General features: G+C 62.9%; 11 protein-coding genes. 1 reads left to right on the top strand and 10 read right to left on the bottom strand.

All coding sequences use genetic code 11. The features are described from left to right. Positions 1 to 13: 13 nt before the first annotated feature. Positions 14 to 2,377: an Orn/Lys/Arg family decarboxylase gene (locus tag BHK69_RS18540; protein WP_069691384.1), complete on the bottom strand. Its 2,364-nt coding sequence runs from the start codon at positions 2,375 to 2,377 to the stop codon at positions 14 to 16. Positions 2,378 to 2,709: 332 nt separating this feature from the next. Here BHK69_RS18540 and BHK69_RS18535 point away from each other — a divergent pair, with 332 nt between their 5' ends. Beyond that, positions 2,710 to 2,934 carry a hypothetical protein gene (locus tag BHK69_RS18535; protein WP_069691383.1) on the top strand — a complete coding sequence of 75 codons (225 nt, stop codon included), beginning with the start codon at positions 2,710 to 2,712 and terminating at the stop codon, positions 2,932 to 2,934. Positions 2,935 to 3,058: 124 nt separating this feature from the next. On the opposite strand, the gene BHK69_RS18530 is transcribed toward BHK69_RS18535, so the two are convergent. The 9 genes from BHK69_RS18530 to BHK69_RS18490 all read right to left on the bottom strand — a co-directional run bounded on the left by BHK69_RS18530 (position 3,059) and on the right by BHK69_RS18490 (position 17,470). After that, positions 3,059 to 4,468 (bottom strand): mannose-1-phosphate guanylyltransferase/mannose-6-phosphate isomerase, encoded by a 1,410-nt coding sequence (locus BHK69_RS18530; RefSeq protein ID WP_069691382.1) that lies wholly within the window; start codon positions 4,466 to 4,468, stop codon positions 3,059 to 3,061. Between the two features lie 195 nt (positions 4,469 to 4,663). Continuing rightward, positions 4,664 to 6,085, bottom strand: a complete 1,422-nt coding sequence (locus tag BHK69_RS18525) for an HlyD family type I secretion periplasmic adaptor subunit (protein WP_083269527.1) — start codon at positions 6,083 to 6,085, stop codon at positions 4,664 to 4,666. After that, positions 6,082 to 7,821 carry a type I secretion system permease/ATPase gene (locus tag BHK69_RS18520; protein WP_069691381.1) on the bottom strand — a complete coding sequence of 580 codons (1,740 nt, stop codon included), beginning with the start codon at positions 7,819 to 7,821 and terminating at the stop codon, positions 6,082 to 6,084. Before BHK69_RS18520 ends, BHK69_RS18525 begins: the two co-directional genes overlap by 4 nt. A 183-nt stretch (positions 7,822 to 8,004) precedes the next feature. After that, positions 8,005 to 10,221, bottom strand: coding sequence for a right-handed parallel beta-helix repeat-containing protein (locus tag BHK69_RS18515; RefSeq protein ID WP_083269526.1), 2,217 nt, complete (start codon positions 10,219 to 10,221; stop codon positions 8,005 to 8,007). Positions 10,222 to 10,663: 442 nt separating this feature from the next. Beyond that, positions 10,664 to 12,853: a GumC family protein gene (locus BHK69_RS18510; protein WP_069691379.1), complete on the bottom strand. Its 2,190-nt coding sequence runs from the start codon at positions 12,851 to 12,853 to the stop codon at positions 10,664 to 10,666. Between the two features lie 95 nt (positions 12,854 to 12,948). After that, positions 12,949 to 14,424, bottom strand: a complete 1,476-nt coding sequence (locus BHK69_RS18505; protein ID WP_069691378.1) for an exopolysaccharide biosynthesis polyprenyl glycosylphosphotransferase — start codon at positions 14,422 to 14,424, stop codon at positions 12,949 to 12,951. Positions 14,425 to 14,463: 39 nt separating this feature from the next. Further along, positions 14,464 to 15,477, bottom strand: coding sequence for an NAD-dependent epimerase/dehydratase family protein (locus BHK69_RS18500; RefSeq protein ID WP_069691377.1), 1,014 nt, complete (start codon positions 15,475 to 15,477; stop codon positions 14,464 to 14,466). A gap of 197 nt (positions 15,478 to 15,674) precedes the next feature. Then, entirely contained in the window at positions 15,675 to 16,487 is an 813-nt protein-coding gene (locus tag BHK69_RS18495) for a WecB/TagA/CpsF family glycosyltransferase (protein ID WP_069691376.1), read from the bottom strand. Further along, complete coding sequence (locus BHK69_RS18490; protein ID WP_069691375.1) at positions 16,487 to 17,470, bottom strand: UDP-glucuronic acid decarboxylase family protein; 984 nt, start codon at positions 17,468 to 17,470, stop codon at positions 16,487 to 16,489. The genes BHK69_RS18495 and BHK69_RS18490 overlap by 1 nt, the downstream gene beginning before the upstream one ends. Between the last annotated feature and the right edge of the window lie 246 nt (positions 17,471 to 17,716).

The raw sequence follows: 17,716 nt of genomic DNA, 5'->3' as shown, positions 1-17,716 counted from the left end.
GCTACCCTTAGACTTAAGCCTGTTCGCTGACGACATAGGTGTGGAGCCGCACGCGTCCGTCCGCATCGACCTCGCGATAGACGCCCTGGATCTCCACGTCGAAGCCGGGGAAGGCGTTGAAGCTCGCCTCGAACATCTTGAGATAGTCGATCATCGGCTGGGCTCGTTCGGTCAGCCGCTCGCCGGGGACGATCGTCGCGATCCCGGGCGGATAGACCACGAAGGGCGTCGTGGCGATGCGCCCGGCGATGGCATCGATGGGCAGGTAGTCGACATCGTTGCGTACGAGGCAGCGCGCAGCATCATGGGGCGACATGGCGATCTCCGGCAGATGTTCGGCCGCGAATTGCCTCGCCTGCAAAGCGCTGACATCGGCCTCGCGGAAGAAGCGGTGCATCTGGCCACAGAGATCGCGCAGGCGCACGCCGGCATAGCGTGAAGGCCGGCGCCGGTAGAATTCCGGAATAGCGTCTTCCAGCAGGGCATTGTCGTCGTGCAGCTTCTTGAAGGCGACGAGCCCGCTGATCAGCGTGCCGGCCTTGCTGGCTTCGACGCCCGGCGTCAGCAGGAAGAGCAGCGAGTTGAGGTCGTTTTTCTCAGCGACGATCCGGTTCTCGCGCAGGAACTGGGCGACGACCGGTGCCGGGATGCCATGTTCGGCATAGCCGCCCGTGGCGCGGTCGAAGCCCGGCGTGAGCAGCGTCAGCTTGTTGGGGTCGGTCATGGCAAAGCCCGGCTCCAGGCCGGAGAAACCATGCCAGACGGCGCCTGGAGCGAGTTGCCAATAGGAGGGGTCGCTGGCGAGCTGGTCGGTGCCGACCGCTTCCCAGGCGACGTCATGGACCGCCCCCTCGCGCGACGCATCGGGGATCGTCACGCGGTCGGGCACGAAGGGCTCGAAGAACCAGCGCCGCTCCGGCAGGATTTCCTTCTCCTCGAATTCGCGCCGCACGGCGCGGATCTTCTTGCGCAGCTCGATGCCGAGCCGGATCGTGTCATCCCACAGCACTTCGCCGGAACGCCCTTTCATCATCTGCGCGCCGACGTCGAGCGAGGCGAATAGCGGGTAGAAGGGCGAGGTCGAGGCATATTGCATGAAGCTCTCATTGAAGCGCCGGTGCTCGACTCGGCGCTTCTGGCCGCGGATATGCCGGTCCTTCATGTGGATCTGCGAAGCCTGGGAGAAGCTCGCCAGCTGCTTATGCGTCGACTGCGTCGCGATGATGCCGGGTGAGTCTGGCCCCAGATCAGCAAGCCCCATGGCGAAGCGCCCGGCATAGAGCGGGTGGAACTTCATGAAGCCGGCCCAGGCCTCGTCGAACAGGATGTAGTCGCAGAGATGGCCGATGCGCTTCAGGATCATCTGGGCGCTGTGGATCGTGCCGTCATAGGTGCATTGCTCGACCACCGCGACGCGGAAGGGGCGCGGCTTTTGCCAGGCGTCGGGGTCCTTGACCAGCGGATGCGTCCGGATGCGCTCGCGCAGCGCCTCCTCGTCAAAGGCGTCCCAGCGCATCGGGCCGATCAGCCCCCAGGCGTTGCGGATCGTCGGCAGATAGACCGGGATGCCGCCGCCGATCATCAGCGCGCCATGATGGGCCGCCTTGTGGTTGTTGCGGTCGAACAAGACAAGGTCGCCATCGGTCACGAGCGCAGCCAGCGCCACCTTGTTCGAGGTCGAGGTGCCGTTGAGGACGAAATAGGTCTTCTCCGCCCCGAAAATCTGGGCGGCCTCCTTCTGCGCCTTCAGGGCCGGGCCCTCATGGGTCAGGAGGTCGCCGAGATCGAGCACCGAATTGTCGAGGTCGTCGCGGAAGACGGCCTCGCCGAGATGCTCCATGAAGACCCGGCCGATAGGGCTGCGGCTGTAGAACACGCCGCCATTGTGTCCCGGGCAGGTCCAAAGATGATTGCCCTCCTCGGCATAGTCGACCAGTGCGCCGAAGAAGGGCGTCTTCAGCGTCTCGGCATATTGCTTCAAGCGGCTGATCAGGCTCTTGGCGATGAAGGGCGGTGTCTCCTCGGACAGGAAGATATAGCCGTCGATGAAGTCGAGCACCTCGACGGGCAGATCCTCGAAGCGCTTGCGGCGGATCAGCAGGATGATCGGGAAGTCCAGCCCGCGGCGGCGCATCAGATTGATCAGGGCCGCCGTCTTGCCTTCAAGGCCCTTCTTGCCCCAGTCGACGACCATGCAGCCGATGGCGGCATCGGTCTGCACGGCGATCTCGGCATCTTCGAGCTTGCGGGCTTTCACGACCTCGAAGCCGGACCGCTCGATTTCATCGACGATCTGGTTGAACCTTATGCCTTCGAGATCCTCCGCGTCGAAACTCGGCGTCGCGAACAAAAAGGTGAAGCGCCTGAAATAGTCCATGTCTGCTCCGCTGGCTCGATCCCGAAGATGTCGGTGAGTTCCATGACAGTCCGGCGACTATCGTTGTCACTATGTGACGATGTCGATCGAGCAGGTTGGCGCCGCCTTGACGATCGACGACATCGAAGGCTAGCTCCCGAAACGAGCGTTCGAACTGAGTTGTCACGCGGCGAAAGGCACGGTCTTCCTCAACCGCCGCGCGCCGAGCCAGAGCGTTTTCAAGCGAAGTGGATACCAGTTCGCATGAAGAAAACGCGCTAAAACAATGAACTAGAGCAATTGAACGATCCAATCGGATCGGAAGTTGCTCTAGTAGCACGAAGGGCTCCGACATGCCGTCCAAGAGCAAGAGCTTGAATGCGACGCTGCTTCGGCTCACCCATCATTATTCAGATGCGAAGGACCTGTTCAACGCAGTTCGCGCCGAACACCCCGACGCCTCGAAAAAGGACATCGTCCTGGCCGCGCTCGCGATGATGATCGATCAGTGCGAAACCGACGCATCCTCGGCGCGCAAACTCCACCAGCTTGCACTGCAACGGCGTGGTGAAGAGTAGTTTTGGGCAGGCCCTTTTGTCTTGCCGGTCATCTCGCGGAAGGCAAGCAATGTCCAAAAGAGCTGGCAGGGCCGGATAATCTCATCACGAGCCCGCACGAGAGAGAAGCCCCGCCCCCCTCACCTCAGCATCGCTTGTAAATATCCTCGATGCGGATGATGTCGTCTTCGCCAAGATAGGAACCGACCTGGACTTCGATGATATCGAGCGGGATCTTGCCGGGATTTGCCATGCGGTGGACGCAGCCGATCGGCAGGTAGATCGACTCGTTTTCGTGCACAATGATGGTTTCGTCATCGCGCGTGACTTCGGCCGTTCCGCGCACCACGACCCAGTGCTCGGCTCGGTGGTAGTGCTTCTGGAGGGATAGGACTCCGCCGGGCTTGACCGTGATGCGCTTGACCTGGTGACGCGTGTCGAGATCGATCGAAAGGTATTTGCCCCAGGGCCGGTGGATTTCGCGATGGCTGCCGGCTTCCGGCTCGCCATTTGCCGTGAGCAGAGCCACGACGTCGGTCACCTTGCCGGCCATCGCCTTCGGCACCACCAATATGGAATCGCGCGTCGCGATGACGGCGATGTCGTCGACGCCCACGACAGTGAGGAGAGCGTCCTCGGAGCGCAGCAGGTTGTTGGCGCCATCGAACACATAGCCACGCCCTTCGACGACATTGCCGTTCACCCCCTTCTTGGAAAGCTCCCAGACCGCGGACCAGCACCCGACATCCGACCAGCCGAACTGCCCGGCGATCACGGATGCCTTCTGCGTTTGCTCCATGACGGCGGTGATCGAAACCTTCGGCGTCTTGGCGAAAGCACGCGGCTCGAGCGTCAGGAATCCGAGCTCGTGACCGCCTTTCGCAACAGCCTCGCCGACTGACACCATGACATCGGACGCGAATGCCTCGAGTTCGGCGCGCATCGTCGCGGCGTCGAAAATGAGGTTGCCAGAATCCCACAGATAGCCGTCCGCCAGATAGCGCGCCGCCTGCACCGCATCGGACGCCTCGACGAACGCCTCGACCTGATGCGCGCCACCCGTGATCTCCGAGCCGGGGCGGATATAGCCGTAGCTCGTTGCAGGATAGGCCGGCGGTATTCCAATCGTCACGATGCCGCCTTGCACTGCGACGGCGGCGGCCCTGGTGCAGGTCTCGACGAAAAGCCTGCCGTCCTGCACGACATGGTCGGCGGCGAAGACGCCGACGAGCGCAGCGTCATCGCGGGCAAGACCGAGCTCGGCCGCGATCGCCACAGCGGAAGCGGAGCCGCGACAGACGGGCTCGACCACGATCTCGGCCTTCACGCCGATCTCCTGCAACTGATCGGCGACGGTGAAACGGTGTTCCGTGCTGGCGACGACAATGAGCCTGTCAAAGACAGGCGCGTCGGACAGGAGTTTTGCCGTGCGCTGAAAAGCGGAATCCCGGCCAAAAAGCGGAATGAACTGCTTCGGCATCGTGTTGCGAGAGACAGGCCACAGACCAATGCCGGCCCCTTCGCACATGACGACAGGAATGATCTTTGGACGCATGCGGATCAGCTCCTCGGAGACGCTGATCTAGCACGGCACATTTCCGGCAATAGCCCCGATTCGGTCGTACTCTGTTTTGGATCGCGCTACCCTGTTTGCGTCGTGTCCGCCGCGCTCGCGGCCGGCCGTCTGGCGGCCCGGATCGCGCCGAACCAACCGATGCCCCACGAGCGCGCTCGGCCCTGCGGCATGGGCTCATTCCTCCCTGAAGGCCGAACGCATGGAATCCCGCAGGGGCTGCATCAGATAGGCTAGAGCCGTTCGTTCACCGGTCGGGACGAAGACGTCGGCCGGCATGCCCGGCTTGAGCTTGGCACGGATCTTCGGAGGGAAGCCCGATGCTGAGATGCTGACGCGCAGCTCATAGGCCATCTGCTGCGAGACCTCGTCGCGCTGCGTATCGGCTGCGACGGATTTCACCTCGCCGACCGTGAAGGGCGTCGCCCGGCCCTTGAACGAGGGCAGGCGCACCTCCGCAGCCATGCCCGGGCGAAGGTTGTTCACGTCCAGGGGCGAAATCTTGGCGGTGACGACGAGCTCGTCGTCCTGCGGCACGATTTCCATCATGGTCTCGCCGGGCTTGACCACCGCTCCCACCGTATGGACCTTCGAGCCAACGATCCGGCCTGCGCGCGGCGCGCGAACCTCCGAACGCGCCAGCACATCCTCGGCCATCCGCAGCTTTTCGCGCGCATCGGCGAGCTTCACCCGGCATTCCGCGACCTTCGTCGATGCCTCTTCGGCAGCGCGCAAGCCGATTTGGCTCGTCTGCAGCCGGATTTCGTCGTTGGCGACGGAGAAACGCATCAGATCGGCCTCCAGCGACCCGATACGGCCCTGAAGCTCCGTCAATGACCGGCGCAACGGGTTGATGCGCGTTGCCGCGATGTAACCCTGATCGGCCAGAGGCTGCAGCTTGGCGAGCTCGTCTTTGATGCTGGCTGCCTGGCTGACTGCGGAATCGCGCTGTGCCTCGGTCGAGTCGCGCTGCTTCTGGGACTGCGACAGCCGCTCTCCCAGAATGGAGACTTCCAGCTTCTGGGCCGAAGCGCGCTCCTTGAAGAGCCGTTCCTGGTCGAGAATGATGCGGCGCGCCTCCCCGGTCTCTGCAGCATCTGTCAGCTCCTTTGGAAAATCGAGGCGATCAGACCGGTCGATCTGGGCCGCAAACCGCGCCTCCTCGCCCAATGCCTGCAATACACCAAGCCGCGCCACGCTTTTCTGCGCAGCTGCATGCGTCGTATCGAGCCTGAGCAGGACCTCTCCGGCTCGAACCTCCGAGCCGTCCCGCACGACGATGGCCTCGACCAGACCGCCCTCGAGATGCTGAACCGCCTTGCGGTCGCTTTCCACGACAACGCTGCCATGAGCGACTACGGCGCTGTCGAGGCGAGCGGTCGCAGACCAGAACCCACCCACGCCCAGCACGACGGCAACGACGATGTAGCCCTTCCGAACCGGAGCGCGCCAATCGCCGCCCCCCTCGACAGGGGCCCCGGCCGGCGGGAGCCAGCGCTTCAGAATGGCAAGCGCTGGCTCGAGGCGCTGGCGCCCGATCGCAAGATTACGCCCTATCGCAGGATTGCGACCTTTAGCAAAATTGAATGTGAGTTTCATCGCCGCCCCCACCTTGCCACCGAAATCGGCTCACCGCTCCGCACCTGAACGCGCTGTGGCGGCCGAACGCTCGCCCCCGCGCCGGGCTGCAGCAGCACTGGCAGGATTTCATCACGCAGACCGACCCTGACGGCCTGGCCCTTCTGCATGAGAATGATCTTGTCGACCTGCGACAGAAGCTGCGGGCGGTGCGTGATCACGACGACGATCGCGCCCGCGGCGCGCAGGCCCGACAATGCGCGACCAAGCGCAACATCGCCATCCATATCCAGATTAGCGTTCGGCTCGTCGAGCACGACCAGCGCAGGCTGGCCGTAGAGCGCACGCGCCAGGCCGATCCGCTGCCGCTGCCCCCCGGAGAGGGTCGCTCCGTCGTCACCGATCTGTGTCGCATATCCATCCGGAAAACTCTGGATAAGCTCGTGCGCGGACCCGGCCGAGGCGGCGGCGATGGCCGCATCGTCAGTGGCTGAGGGATCGAAGCGGGTCACGTTGTCGCGCACGCTTCCAGCAAACAGCTCGACATCTTGCGGCAGGTAGCCAAGGACACGGCCGCGTTGGTCATCGGAAAAATGGCTGATGTCGGTACCGTCGAGGCGGACGACGCCCTGAACAGGCTGCCAGACGCCGACCAGAGCCCGGGCGAGCGAGGATTTCCCCGAGCCGGTCAGCCCGATGACCGCTGCAATCTCGCCGGGCTCCACCTCGAACGAGACATTGTGCAAGAGCAATGCTTGCCCGTTGGGAGCGCGCACGCTCAAGCCCTCGACGCGCAGCGTTCCGGCCGGATGCGGCAGCGTCATGCTCCGGCTGTCGGATGGTGTCTTCAAGGTCGTCCCGAGCCGCTGGAAGGCGCTGCGGGCAGACACGAAACTCTTCCACTGGCCAACAGCGCCCTCGATCGGGGCCAGAGCCCGCCCCATGATCAGGGAGGCGGCGAAGATCACGCCTGCCGCGATGTTCTGATGGATGGCGAGATAGGCGCCCACGCCAAGCACCGCGCATTGGAGCGCAAGCCGCAACAGCTTGGTTATCGCCAGCAGCGTCCCGCCCCGGTTGGCCGCCAAGGTGTGATATTGGAGAGCGCTGTCGTGACGGTCCTGCCACTCGCCGCGGATCGCCCGGCCCATCCCCAACGCCTTGATGACTTCGGCATTCCGGAGGGACGCGGCGAGGCGCTCGCTCGCGCTGTGACCGAGTTCAGACGCGCGAACCAAGGAATTCTTGGTCATGCGCTCGTTCAGCAGGGCCACGCCGAGAATTGCGGCCGCTCCAACCGTAGCGACGACGCCGATCGCGGGATGAAGGACGAAGCAGAGAGCAAGATAGATCGGGACCCAAGGCGCATCCATAAGAGCGGGTACGAGGCTACCCGACAATGTGGCGCGCAAGGTCTCCACGTCACGAATGGGCACGACCTGCTGCGAGCCCTTTGCTTCCAATGCGCCGCGAAAAGCAGCTTCGAAAGCCGGTTCGGACAGCGCCCGATCCACGCATAGACCGAGCTGAACAAGCGCGCGGCTGCGGAAATGCTCGAGCGCAGCATAAGCTGCAAACAGAACAAGCACGATCAGCGACAGCATGACCAACGTCGTGCCATTCCGGCTTGTCAGCACCCGATCATAGATCTGCATCGTATAAATGGGGGAAACGAAGACGAACAGGTTGAGCACGAAAGACAGCCCGAAAAGCGAAGCGAATGCAGGCGTCAGATTGCGAACCGTTTGCGAAAGCATAGTCGTTGGGTTCCTGAGAGTGATCGCGAAGCTCGGCTGAACGGAGCAAGGCGGATACCCGCCCGACAGGCGATGAATGATCGCCGGCCGAGATCATCGTGGATGCGGGATCTTCGAGGATAAATGACGACCCGGCTCCAATGCTGGAACCGGGTCGTCGCCATGGGTTAGGCCCGCGACCTACTAGTGCCAGTGCCAGTGCGAGGACTGGTGGTGGCGGTCGTTGTCGTCGTCGTGGCGCGCCTGGATATCCTGGAAGCAGTTGCGGCCACCGCCATGGTCGGCCCATGAGGCGTGATGACCACTCGAACCGGACGGCGCTGTCGGGGCCGACGGTGCAACCGGTGCGGTGACCTCCGCGGGCGGTACGACCACAGGGATCGAAATGACGTCCGGATCGTCAATCGGGCTGGAGACCGGCGTTTGCGAAGCCGGCGGCTCTGGCAGCGCGGGCTCCGCCGTGACCGGCGGCGTTTCCGTAACCGGCGTCGTCGGTTCGGCCGTTACCGGCGTCGTCGGCTCGACCGTCACAGGCGTGCTGGTGACCGGCTCCGAATCCGCAATCGTGGCGCCGGAAGACCCGAAGGCAGCCGTCTCGATGCCATGCGACTGCGCGACCGATCCAGTCGTGAAGCTGTAGTCGCCAGTTGCGGCATCGGTGAAGCCGGCTTGGGTCGTCACGACGCTGCCGACATCGCCACCGCGCTGCTGAAAGCTCGACAGCGAGACATCGGCCACCGTCAACGCCGCGCCATCGGGATTGTAGTAGACGTTGTTGTGGATCAAGCTTGGATTGGTCTGATCGGTATCGATCGTGTTGCTGCCATCCTTCGAGACCTGGATAAAGTTCTCGTAGGTCTCGTTACCGGTGATCGTGTAGCCGTCCACACCGATGGTCGAAATGCCATATTTGCCGTTGTCCAGCAGCGTGTTGTCGTGGATTTCGTTGCCCGATCCGCCATGGATGAGAATGCCGCTGAAGGCCGTTCCCTGAACGAAATTGCCGTATATCTGCGCGTTGCTGGCGAGGTTATCGAGATAGATGCCGGAGCTCATGTCGTTGCCGGCGACGAACCCGCCGTCATGCGTATTGAGGCCGCCGGTATCGACGATGTGATTGTATCGGATCGTATCCCCCAGCGCGCCGGGATCCTCGTGCGAGAACAGGTAGATGGCGCCGACATCGGGCGTCTGCTGACCGGAATGGCTAATGTTGTTGTATTCGATGACATTTCCGCCCGAAACTTGGTTCGGGTCGTAATTGATTTCCGAAATCGCGAAGCGCGGCACATTGGTGATCGTGTTGTGATCGATCTGGTTGTGCGCCGATTCCTGCATGTCGATCGAGCCAAATTGAACGAAGGCCTCGTTCGAATGGTCGATCACGTTATTCGAAATCTGGTTGCCGCTGGTCCCAGGGCTCAACGCGATTGCGCTAGACCAGATATGCTCGAAAGTATTGCTCGAGATCAGGTTTCCGCTGCTGTCGCCATGCAGCACCACACCGACGCCGACATTGACGAAATGGTTCGATTCCACCGTCAGCCCGGTCGCGTCATGCACCTCGATCGCCGCAGTAGCGGGGTCGCCTGCAACCGCAGCCGTATCGGTGAAGGTCAGGCCCTTGATGCTGACATCGTTGGCGCCATCGACGACGAACAAGCTGTGATCCGAGGATGCCACCGCGCCTTCGCCGGTGAAGCCCGCGGGCGCCTTGAACAGGACGGTGCCCGTCTGGCTGTCGAAGGACCACTCACCCACGCTATCGGGCACCGGCTCGGAGACGAAGAAGCGGCTCGCGGCACCGAGATCGTAATTGGCCGCGGAGGTGAAGGTCATCACGTTGCCGTTGACCGACGCGATGGTCAGGTGATCGTTGGCGTAGCCGTTCTCAGAGAACACCGTCACCGTCTCTCCGACCTGCGGCGCATGACCAGCGGGGAAGTCCGACGGGTTGAAGGCGAGCGACTTGGAGGGATCGGCGCCACTGGGCAGGTCCTGCCCCCAGAGCCAGCCGCCCCGGATCGGATCGGACGGATCCACGTTGGGAAAGCGACTTTCGACCTGCTGCACACCGTTGACGGTCAGCTGCAAGACCTGGGCATCGTCGACATGGGCCGACCAGATGCCGTTCGCACCCTGGGTCCAGCCGGTCACCGGCGTGCCGCCGCTGACCACGGCATTCTGCCCGGCCATGCCCACGAAGGACGAACCGGAATCGGCGGATGTCAGGTGGAGGGGGCTGTCAAGATGATAGGTACCTCCAGCGAGGTAGGCCGTATCGGCACCGCCGCTCTGCCGCATGGCCTCCTGGGCACGTTCCAAGGTCGCGAAAGCCGATGATGAATCAAGTCCGGTGTTGCTGTCATTTCCTGTTGAGGAAACGTAAAAATTAGCCATAAAGGGGCTCCTTTCAAGGCGAGAACACTTGAGGTGTGGTCGCGCCTCTAGATACCCCAGGGCAGCAAGGCTATTCTACCCAGCAAGTCGGATTTATATCATAGGGGATTAGTTCGTTAGTACTAATTGTACAAAATTGGCACACTATATCAACGCACTGTAGCCTCCGGAATTGCCCATCACGCTGTGGATGAAGAAGGTTCCGCAGCGTCAGAATGACAACCCGTCAGATGGTGGTCGCAGAATTCGGGGCCCGCCGCCAGGCGATCGACATAGCCCCGGAAGGCGGCGAGAGTCGCAACGGGACGCCCGCAGCGATCGCAGACCACGAGCCCCTGGGCCGAGAGGTCGCGCGGCAGCGAAACGGCAGGCGAACCGCAACCCCGACAGCTGAAGTCCGTGCCTGCCCGCAAGCGCAGACCTGGTTGGCCCGAGCGCCGGCTCATGCCGAAGCCTGATAGAAGGATTTGTAATCCCGGTAGATCTGGCCACGGTCGGAGGCGTTGTAACGTCCCTGCTCCTCGAGATCGACGCAGTTGAGCACGATGCCCCCGACATCCAGCCCCAACCGGGCGAGATGGTCGAGCGTCGTCGCGACAGTCGTCTTGCGCGTATCATTCCATTTGACGACATGCAGCACCGTGTCGGCGTGCTCGCGCAGCAATGCGCTGTCGGCCGAAAGCAGTACGGGCGCGACCTCGAACAGGATGATGTCGTATCTCGCCCGCGCCTCGCGCAGCATCGCCTCGAACGCCGGATTCGAGTAGACGTTCTGGCCGTCCCGCAGGCCGGATGCTCGCCGGACCGTCGCGACAGGTGTCGAACCCGCGGCACTGATGTCGCCGGCCTGAGGCAGGCACTGGTCGAGCAGCGCTTCATGCGGGAAGTTTTCGCCGAGCAGCAGGCGCCGGGGCGAGCCATCCACCACCAGAACCCGCTGCCCCATCTTCGCGAGCACGCGGGCCATGGCCGAGGCGACGAAGGACTTGCCCTCGCCGGGCGCCGAAGACGTGATCAGCACGACCTTCGGCGGGTTGGTGGGAGGGAACATCCCGGCCACCGTCGATCGCACCGCTTCGGCGAAGACGAGACTTTCCAGCCCGCTCGGATAGTGCTCGAGATTGGGCAGAAGGCCGACGCAGTTGACGCGGGTCTCTGCAGCGAACTCGTTCTCGCTGCGGAAACCGCGGTCCCGCTTCTCCAGCGCATAGGAGAGCGATGCTCCGGCGGCGAGCCCGCCCATCAAAGCGAGGCCAAGCACGAGCGCCTGGCTGGGGGAAGCCGGCAACGAGGGAACTTCGGCGGGAGCCAGGATTTGCGCCACGACAGGCCGCAGTTCGCTCACGGCGCTGGACTGCTGCTGTGCGTCCGAGAGCTGCTTCAGCCGATCGCGCGCGGCCGTCGCCTCGGCTTGCAGGGTTTTCAGCTGACCTTCCAGCCCTCTGGACTCAATGGATTTCGTCTGGAGTGCCGCGACGCGCTGTGACAGCGCAGCCTCGGCGGCATGGGCTGCCTGCACATCGGTTTCGATATTGGCGACCGACTGCGCCAGCTGCTTTTTCAGGCGCTCCTGCACCGATGCGAGCGTCAGCTTGAGCCGAGCGACCGCGGGGTGGCGATCTCCCGTCGAGCTGACCATCTCGTCCAGAGCCCTGCGCGCCTTTCCTTCCTCATCCAGAAGCGCCTGAACGACTGGAGATCCGCCGAGATCCGTCGCCTGCGGCACATTACCTGCAGCAAGCGATACCTGCGCACGATGCAGGCGCGTCTCCTCCGCCAGCCGCGTGACCGAGGCGGCATTGAGCTGGGCCAGCATGTCGCGAAGCTGCTGCTGCTGCATGTCGGCCCCGTCCTGGCCAAGCTCGACGAAGCCGGTCCGGACACGGAAGTCCTCGATCTCCTTGTCGATCCTGACGAGGTTGGCGCGCGCCTCCAGCGCCTGCAGGCCATACCACTGGCTGGAGCGCTGCGAGGCGCTCGCAGAGGCCTCCATTTTCCGCCTGAGATACTCAATCCCGAAGGCATTGACGATGCGCGCGGCGCGATCGGGATCGGTATCCTGATATTTGAGGGTGATCAGATAGGCCTTTGCATCGTTGCTGACCGTCAGCGACGACAGCAGTTTCTGCGCGACGATGTCGCGCCTCGCCGGCACGGTCATGGGGCCTGCGCCACCAAGCCCCAGAAACTCCCGGATTCGATTGCGAGCCGCCGAGGAAAAGATCATCTCGGCTGCGCCCGCCATCAGACCTGACAGGGAGGAGGCCGGCTTCTCGGGCTCACTATCGAGCCCCATGCGCGAAGCGACGGCGCGCGCCGTCGCAAGCGAGCGGATGATCCGCGCCTCGCTTTCGACGAGCGTCGAGGCTTCGAGCGCGACGCTGCTCGATTTGCCGCCGCCATTCGGGGCGTCCTCACGCGCGAAGTCGAACTGCAGCACCAGATCGGCCACGTAGCGCGGTGGCATAATCATCGTGGCCAAAGCGGCAAGCAGCATGCTGCCGCAGGCCATCGACAGGATCAGCCCGCGCCGCTGCCAAAGCATCGCAAGAAAATCGAAGCTCACGGCATCATAGTGGCTGGACAACGTCGCCGTCTGGCGAGGGCCTCGCATCTCGCTGAAGAAATCCATGATGGCTTGCCCCGGCTGATCTCGATTGATCTGAGTGAGGGGCGCGATCGGCTGCGCCCCCGGCGTTCCGCAAACGCGAAACCGCTTGCGGTGCGTTACTTCGCACCTCGCGCCAGCAGCACTGCCGGAACGGTTTGGAGCAGGACGTAGAAGTCCAGCCAGAACGACCAGTTATGGATGTAGAAGCTATCCTGCTGCTTCTGGACCGCGAGGTCGCCATCGCTGCGGTCGGTCACCTGCCACAAGCCCGTCAGGCCAGGTGGTACGCTCGTCCGCAAGACCTGGAACGCGGTGTCGAAGCATTGGCTGTGATAGGCCGGGAACGGCCGCGGTCCGACGATGCTCATCTCGCCGCGCAGGACGTTCCAGAGCTGCGGCAGCTCATCGACGCTGGACCGGCGGATGAACTGCCCGATCCCGGGCAGGATCCGAGGGTCGTTCGACAGCTTGAAGAACCGCTCCCATTCCTGCCGCGCCGTGCTGTCGGCGCCAAGATGCGCGGCCAGCCGCGCTTCGGCGTCCGCATACATGCTGCGAAGCTTGTAGACATTGAAGATGCGGCCGTTCCGGCCGATCCGTGGCTGCGCATAGAAGGCGGAACCACCATCGACCGCCTTCACGGCAAGCGCGAACAGGACGATCACGGGCAGCGCCAGAACAGCGAGTGGTATCGCCACCAGGAGATCCGCAAGGCGCTTGAGGCGGAGGTTGCGTGGCATGTGAATGGCGCTGCGCAGCTCGAGCCCGAGCAGCCCTCCCATCGCCCGCAATTGTGGATTCAGGACCTGAAGCGCCGAGGCATCGTGAACGACGAAGATCTGGCGCAGGGGCAGGCGCGCAAGCCAGTCAGCCTTTTCCCCACGCAGATCGCCCGATGCGCAAAGAGCGACCTCGATCCGCGAAGAGATGACATTGGCCTGCCCGGAGGTGATGATCGGAATATCCGCCATCTGTCCGACATCGGACAGAACATAGCCGTCATCATCGGTCAGTATGGCGACCGGTCTCAGCCCCAGCTCCGGCCGCAAAACCAGATTGCGTGCGAGAGCCGCGCAGGCCGACATCGTTCCGTAGAGGATGGTGGGGGCGGTCCACAGCGAGTGACGTAGCAATACGCCCCTGACGAGCGCCTCGACATAGAAGCCGAGCATAACGGTCAAGGCCGCCCCGATGACGACGAAGCCCCAGAAATGGGAGGGCGGCGCTGCGATCATCAGCCAGATCATCACCACCGCTGCCGCCGTGACATTGCCGAGCGTGCGCCGGCGCAGCCTGTCGACGGGTTCGGCGCGCTCCGATCCGTACAGCCCAAAGCAGGCCTGTGCCGCGCACAGCGCCGGAATCCAGACCAACATCAGGCTCGCCATGGCGATTCTGGTATCGGCCGCCACTATGGCCGCGCCGAGCTGCAGGATGCCGGCGACGATCGTCAGCGCGACGAGATCTCCCGCCAGCAGCGCAGCGGCAACCAGTTGCCGCCGCATTGCAGGAGCCACATTGGCACCAAGCTGATAGCCCGGCTTTGCGATGGCGATCGCGGAAGGGACGACGGTGGTGACAACGTCCGGCATGGCGAACTCCCCTGCCACGTGATGGCGGAACCTGCCGCGCTACTGGGCTGCAACCCTCGGAATCGGCTCGATCAAAGCCTGACGATCGGCTCCGCCCGCCTTCACCTGCCCCTCGATCCAGGCATAGGTCGGAATCAGCCCCTGCCTGAGATGGATGAGCGGCTCCCATCCCAGCACATCGAGCAGACGGGTGTTGTCGCTGTTGCGGCCGCGGACGCCCTGCGGGCGATTGGTGTTGAAGCGCTTGAGGATCGTCTTCCCGGCGATCTCGGCGATGATGTCGACGAGCCCGCTGACGTCGACCAGCTCATCCGTGCCGAGATTCAGCGGCCCGGAATAATCCGACCGCATGATGCGATAGATCCCTTCGACGCAATCGTCGATGTACATGAAGGAGCGCGTCTGCTTGCCGTCTCCCCAGACCTCGATCGTATCGCCGGAGTTCGCCTGCGCGATCTTGCGGCAGATGGCGGCGGGTGCCTTTTCCTTGCCGCCGTCATAGGTGCCGAGCGGTCCGTAGACATTGTGGAAGCGGACCAGCCGGGTCTGGAAGCCGTAGTCTTCCGTGAAGTACTGGCACAGCTTCTCGGTATAGAGTTTCTCCAGCCCGTATCCGGGTTCCGGATCGGCCGGGAACGCATCTTCTTCCTTCAGCGGCACCACCGAGGGCACATCCTGGAGATGCTGCGGGTAGACGCAGGCCGAGGACGAAAACAGGAAGCGCTCGACCTTGGCGTCGTGCGCGGCCTTGAGCATCTGAGCGCTGATCATCGTGTTGTTGTAGGTAATCGAGGCGTGCGCGCCGGAGATATAGCCGATGCCGCCCATATCCGCGGCGAGGTTGTAGACCTCGGACACGCCGTGAACGGCCTCGCGGCAGTCCTCGATCTCGCGGAGATCCAGGATCCGGAATTCGTCCGCCGAGCTGACCTGGTACTCCGGGTCCTTGATGTCGACGGCCCGGACCTTGTAACCACGATCTTTCAAATAATTGACCAGATGGAAGCCGATAAAGCCGCCTGCACCAGTGACCAAGACAGATTTCTGAGACATTATACTGCTCCACTGAGAATTCAGCTTCAGGGATAGCGATTTTTATTTTTTCCAGAGCAGGATGCGAAAAAGCGGAAATCGGTCTTTCGTATTATAACCTGCTCTAACTCTTTGATGAGAGACGGATTCAGATTTCAGGTGGGATCATTTCGTGATTTCATCTGAAATCATCCGGCTCCAGCAGTCGCCAAATCGAATTATACCTCTCTTGAGACGGTCTCTCTTTTGTGGGTAGCCGTTGGCGCAGTCTTCTCCCTGAGAAGCTGCAAGCCGGCTCCCAGCATGAACTGCGGCACGATCTTGCCGTAGCGGCGCCAGAGTCGCCGCGGCTCCGACACCAGGCGGAACAGCCATTCGAGCCCGTTTCGCTGCATCCAGAGCGGCGCCTGGCGCTTCGTGCCGGCGAGGAAGTCGAAAGCCGCCCCGACACCGATCATGACGGGCGCATCGATCCGGCCGACATGTCGGGCCATCCAGTATTCCTGCTTGGGGGTACTGAGCCCGACCCAGACGATATCGGGCCTGGCGTCGTTGATCATGCGCACCATCTCCTCGTCCTCATCGGCCGGGATCGGCCGAAATGGCGGCGAGAAGGTGCCCGCGACAGCAAGCCCTGGAAAACGCGCCGTGAGACGGTCGCGCAGGCGATCGGCAAGCCCCGGAGCGCCGCCGAAATAATACTGGCGATAGCCCTTTTGCGCCGACAACGCGGAGAGCTGCAGCATCAGGTCCGGGCCGTAGACTCTCTCCGTATGCCGGTGCCCGAGCTTGCGGGCCATCCAGACCAGGGGCATCCCGTCGGGCGTAACCAGCCCGGCATGTTCATGGATTGCCATGAGCGCCGGATCCGACTGGCTTTCGATCACGCCATGGACGCCGGTAATGCAGACGAAGTGGTGAGCCTTCCGGCCGATCCAGTCTTCGATCGCGTGCAGCGCGTCCGCCATCGTGATGGCGCTGACATTCACGCCCATGATGCGGGCGTGAGGAAGAGGGGTTTGCGATGTCATCAGCTGGCCCTCGCAACCTCGACCCGCCGCACCGGGTCGTGCATCTTCGACAGCACGTCGTCGAAATATGCGATCGTGCGCTCGAGACCCTCACGCAGCGGGACCCTGGGGCTCCAGTGCAGCAGCTCCTGCGCTCTGCTGATGTCGGGGCAGCGCTGACGCGGATCGTCCTGGGGCAGCGGCCTGAAGACGATCTGAGAGCGCGAACCCGTCATCGAAACGATCAGGTTCGCGATTTCGGCCATGGATGTCTCGACCGGGTTGCCGAGATTGACCGCGCCGTCCAGTGGCTCGGTAACGTTCATCAGGCGCATCAGCCCCTCGACCAGATCGTCGACGAAGCAGAAGGCGCGTGTTTGCCGACCGTCTCCATAGAGCGTGATCGGTTCGTTGCGCAGCGCCTGGACAATGAAATTCGAGACGACGCGGCCGTCTTCGAGGTTCATGCGAGGGCCATAGGTATTGAAGATGCGAGCAACGCGGATCGCGACGCCGTGGCGTCTGTTGTAATCGTAGAACAGTGTCTCAGCGCAGCGTTTGCCCTCGTCGTAGCAGGCGCGCGGTCCGCTGATGCTGACGAGCCCACGGTAATTCTCGACCTGGGGATGGACGTCGGGATCGCCATAGATCTCGCTGGTCGAGGCCTGCAGAATCGGAATGCCAAGCCGCTTGGCCATGCCGAGCATGTTGATCGCCCCGAGCACGCTTGTCTTCGTGGTCTGCACGGGATCGCGCTGATAGTGCACCGGCGAAGCGGGACAGGCGAGATTGTAGATCTCGTCGACCTCAAGATAGAGCGGAAAGGTCACGTCGTGCCTCATCACCTCGAACTGAGGCTGACCGAGAAGCGAGCTCAGATTTTCGCGGCGACCTGTATAGTAATTGTCGACCGCCAGGACTTGATGACCTTGAGCGACCAGGCGCTCGCAAAGATGGCAGCCGAGAAAACCAGCGCCGCCTGTGACGAGAATACGCTTCTGCATGTCGGAACTCCGCCGGGTCGTGCACGGGAACGAGCCCGCAGCTTTGCCGTAAGCATTCCGTTCTCAAAGGACGCTTTGGGAGGGTCATCCTCTTGGTGGGACTTCCACGACCCAGCATGATGCCCTGGCGCCAAGGCGACGGCCGGACAGCACGTTGGGATTAATCCTGTGGCGACGCGCCTTGGCCTGAATGGCAACGCGGAAAGCGGGCCTAGTCCTGACATCCTGACGCCGCCCAGCATCCCA

The organism is Bosea vaviloviae (assembly GCF_001741865.1).
Lineage (GTDB): Bacteria > Pseudomonadota > Alphaproteobacteria > Rhizobiales > Beijerinckiaceae > Allobosea > Allobosea vaviloviae.
The sequence above is the reverse complement of the archived record's forward strand: the minus strand, read 5'-3'. Positions and strand labels throughout refer to the sequence as shown.

Bases quoted from the DNA above. Each gene is read 5' to 3' on its own strand.
- BHK69_RS18540 (WP_069691384.1), bottom strand. From the start codon at position 2,377: ATGGACTATTTCAGGCGCTTCACCTTTTTGTTCGCGACGCCGAGTTTC.
- BHK69_RS18535 (WP_069691383.1), top strand. From the start codon at position 2,710: ATGCCGTCCAAGAGCAAGAGCTTGAATGCGACGCTGCTTCGGCTCACC.
- BHK69_RS18530 (WP_069691382.1), bottom strand. From the start codon at position 4,468: ATGCGTCCAAAGATCATTCCTGTCGTCATGTGCGAAGGGGCCGGCATT.
- BHK69_RS18525 (WP_083269527.1), bottom strand. From the start codon at position 6,085: ATGAAACTCACATTCAATTTTGCTAAAGGTCGCAATCCTGCGATAGGG.
- BHK69_RS18520 (WP_069691381.1), bottom strand. From the start codon at position 7,821: ATGCTTTCGCAAACGGTTCGCAATCTGACGCCTGCATTCGCTTCGCTT.
- BHK69_RS18515 (WP_083269526.1), bottom strand. From the start codon at position 10,221: ATGGCTAATTTTTACGTTTCCTCAACAGGAAATGACAGCAACACCGGA.
- BHK69_RS18510 (WP_069691379.1), bottom strand. From the start codon at position 12,853: ATGGATTTCTTCAGCGAGATGCGAGGCCCTCGCCAGACGGCGACGTTG.
- BHK69_RS18505 (WP_069691378.1), bottom strand. From the start codon at position 14,424: ATGCCGGACGTTGTCACCACCGTCGTCCCTTCCGCGATCGCCATCGCA.
- BHK69_RS18500 (WP_069691377.1), bottom strand. From the start codon at position 15,477: ATGTCTCAGAAATCTGTCTTGGTCACTGGTGCAGGCGGCTTTATCGGC.
- BHK69_RS18495 (WP_069691376.1), bottom strand. From the start codon at position 16,487: ATGACATCGCAAACCCCTCTTCCTCACGCCCGCATCATGGGCGTGAAT.
- BHK69_RS18490 (WP_069691375.1), bottom strand. From the start codon at position 17,470: ATGCAGAAGCGTATTCTCGTCACAGGCGGCGCTGGTTTTCTCGGCTGC.